This window comes from Bradyrhizobium sp., assembly GCF_036009065.1.
Lineage (GTDB): Bacteria > Pseudomonadota > Alphaproteobacteria > Rhizobiales > Xanthobacteraceae > Bradyrhizobium.
The window spans coordinates 1-2,917 of the sequence record NZ_DASYMN010000156.1 but is presented as its reverse complement, the minus strand read 5'-3'; the positions used below and the strand labels follow the sequence as shown (position 1 = coordinate 2,917).

The 2,917-nt window shown below is 63.4% G+C and carries 4 protein-coding genes; all 4 read right to left on the bottom strand.

Translation table 11 applies throughout. The features are described from left to right. A partial coding sequence (locus VGP39_RS09500) for an ABC transporter ATP-binding protein (protein WP_327567852.1) occupies positions 1-546 on the bottom strand: 546 nt, incomplete at its 3' end. A gap of 1 nt (position 547) precedes the next feature. Beyond that, positions 548-1,561 carry a branched-chain amino acid ABC transporter permease gene (locus tag VGP39_RS09495; RefSeq protein WP_327567851.1) on the bottom strand — a complete coding sequence of 338 codons (1,014 nt, stop codon included), beginning with the start codon at positions 1,559-1,561 and terminating at the stop codon, positions 548-550. After that, complete coding sequence (locus tag VGP39_RS09490) at positions 1,558-2,439, bottom strand: branched-chain amino acid ABC transporter permease (protein WP_327567850.1); 882 nt, start codon at positions 2,437-2,439, stop codon at positions 1,558-1,560. Before VGP39_RS09490 ends, VGP39_RS09495 begins: the two co-directional genes overlap by 4 nt. Positions 2,440-2,442: 3 nt before the next feature. Then, positions 2,443-2,917 (bottom strand): ABC transporter substrate-binding protein (locus VGP39_RS09485; protein ID WP_327567849.1); only part of this gene is annotated, 475 nt, incomplete at its 5' end.

The following is a 2,917-nucleotide window of genomic DNA, read 5'->3' as shown; positions in this document are numbered from 1 at the left end:
CGGCTCGTCCAGCAGGATCACCGACGGATTGAGCGCAAATGCGCTGGCGATATCCAGCAGTTTCTTCTCGCCCTGCGACAGCGTCGAAGCCAGGGTTTCGAGCCGGGCGCGCAGCCCCAGAACTTCCGCGACGCGCTCGGCCTCGGCCTGCAATATGTCATCGCGCCGCAGCGACCGAAACGGGTTGCCGACGCGGCGCAGACGCGAGGCGACCGCCACGCTAAGCGTTTCGCGGACGGTCAATGCCGGAAAGATGTTGACGAGTTGAAATGAGCGCGACATTCCCAGTCTGGCCAGTTCAACCGGCCCGATGCCGGCGATATCGCGGCCCATGAAGCGGACCTCTCCAGCCGTCGGCCGCAGCAGGCCGGTTACGACATTGACCAGCGTCGTCTTGCCGGCTCCGTTCGGTCCGACGATCGAGACGAATTCGCCGTCGCCGACGTGGAACGAGACGTTGTTAAGCGCCTTGAACACGCCGAAGGTTTTGGAGACCCTGATGGTCTCGAACAGCGGCGCCGTAACCGCCGCGCGCGCGGGCTGCATCTCATCGCCCTCCATTGCGCCGGTTGACGAGCGCCTCGACCGTGCCCGACAGGCCCTGCGGCATGAAGACCACCAAGAGCACCAGCACGCCGCCCATCACAAAGCGCCAGTATTGCGTGATCGACATCACAAAATCCTGCAGCACCACGAAAACCAGCGCGCCGATCGCCGGCCCTGCGAACGTTCCGCTGCCGCCAAGCACGGCCATGAAGACCAGGTTGCCCGAATGCGTCCAATAGGCCAGTTCGGGGTCGGCCAGTCCCGTGGTGACCGCGAGGATGGTCCCGCCGATGCCGCCATAGACGGCCGAGATCACGAAGGCGGCCAGCCGCATGCGAAATATCTGCACGCCGACATAGGCGGCCTTGCCGGCGTTCTCGCGTATCGCGCGCAGATGCAGACCGAACGGCGACCGGGTGATGCGCCACATCGCCAGGCCCAGCAGCGCGAACAAGACCAGCGCATAATAATAGAACGGGCCGGTCAGGAACGCGGTCTTGCCGCCGCGCCATTCCATGCCGAGCAGCAACGGGCGCAGCACGCGCATGCCCTGATCCCCGCCGGTGATGCTGTAGAACTTGAACAGGAAGGAGTGAAACAGCATGCCGAATGCCAGCGTCAGCATGCCGAAGAAGATTCTGGTGTAGCGAACGCACAACGCGCCGACCACCACCGACGCCAATCCGGACGCCAGCGCCGCCGCAATCAGCAATATCTCAAAACTCAAGATGCCGAATTTCGAGGTCAGCGCCGCGGCGGAATAGGCGCCGACGCCAAGAAACAGCGCGTGGCCGAACGACAACAGCCCGGTGCTTCCAAACAGCAGGTTGAAGCCGAGCAACGCGATGCTGTAGCCAATGAACGGCAGCATCAGCAGCAGCGCATAGGGCGAGGCGACCAATGGCAGCAGCGCCATGATGGCGATCAATCCCAGCAGGATCCACAATCCGTTGGGCCGCGGCGCGGCTCGCCGCGCATCCGCAGGGGAAGCGATATCGATCGAGGGGTTGCTCACGCGGTCGCCTTCCCGAACAGGCCGGCCGGCCGGACAATCAGCACCGCGACGACGACCAGATACACCGACAGCATCTCCATCTCGGGCATCAGCGAAATCGCCGCCGCGCGCATCAATCCGACCACGAGCGCGCCGACCAGCGCGCCGCGCATGCTGCCGAGGCCGCCGATCACGACCACTGCAAACGATTCCACCACGAGCTCGACCGCCATGTCGAGCGAGGCCGCGCTGGACGGCACCACCAGCGCGCCGCCGACGGTGCCCAGCATGCAGCCGACGGTGAAGACCAGCGCGAAGATTTTCGACGCATTGACGCCAAGGCCCTCGGCCATATCGCGGTTTTCGGCCGTGGCGTGGACGATCCGCCCGATTCTGGTGCGCTCCAGAAACAGACCGAGCCCCACCGCAATGGCGATGCTTGCGGCGATCACCAGCAGATTGTAGGTCGGCACCCGCACGCCCAGAACATGCGCGGTGCCGTAGGCCATATAGACGTTGTCCATGGTGCGCGGCGTAGCACCCCACAGAAAACGGAACACGTCCTGAAACATCAGCAGAAAGCCGAAGGTGATCAGCAACTGATAGCTCTCGTCACGGCGATAGATCGTGCGCAGCACGCGTTCGATCGGCCACCCGACGAGGCCAATGGCCAGTCCGGCGGCGATCAGGACCGGAAAGAACAGCAGCGGCGGCATGCCGAGCTTGAGCGCGATGCCGACCGCGGTGATGCCGAAATACGCGCCGAGCGCGTAGAACGAACCGCAGGCCAGGTTGACGATTTTCTGCACGCCGAACACCAGCTGCAGGCCGGCAGCCACGAGGAACAGCACCGCGGCATGGAAGGTCCCGCCGAGGACGACGTCCACAAGCTCAGTCATGCCTCAGACCGGCATTTTCCCATTTTTGATCCACTCCCAGAAATCCACACCGGGCGGCTTCTGCAACTGCTCGGCGCTGTAGGAGTCGATCGATGCCAGCGTCGGGAAATCGTATTTGTTGGTGTTGGTGGACGGGCCCTGATAGAAAATCTGTTCGGCAATCTTGTCCTTTCGGAAGCGGCCCTTGCCGCCGAAGCTTTCGACCTCGAGACCCGGCATCGCCTCCGCCACCTGCTCCTTTGTCGGCCATTTGCCCGTGGCCTTTTGCGCGGCCTCGACGCCGGCCTTGTAGGTGACGAGCGCGAAATAAGCCCGCTCCGCCTCCCAATGCGGCGCTTCCTTGTAGCGATCCATGTAATCCTGCACGAACGCCTTCTGCAGCGGCGAGGCCTGCGGATGATCGAAATACAAGGTGTTGTGCCCGAAGATGATGCCTTCCGGCATGAACTCCTTCTTGAGCAGGTTGATCTGCCATCCC

What these genes read in the sequence shown, in the direction of transcription:
- VGP39_RS09490 (WP_327567850.1), bottom strand. Translation starts at nt 2,439, where the DNA reads ATGACTGAGCTTGTGGACGTCGTCCTCGGCGGGACCTTCCATGCCGCG.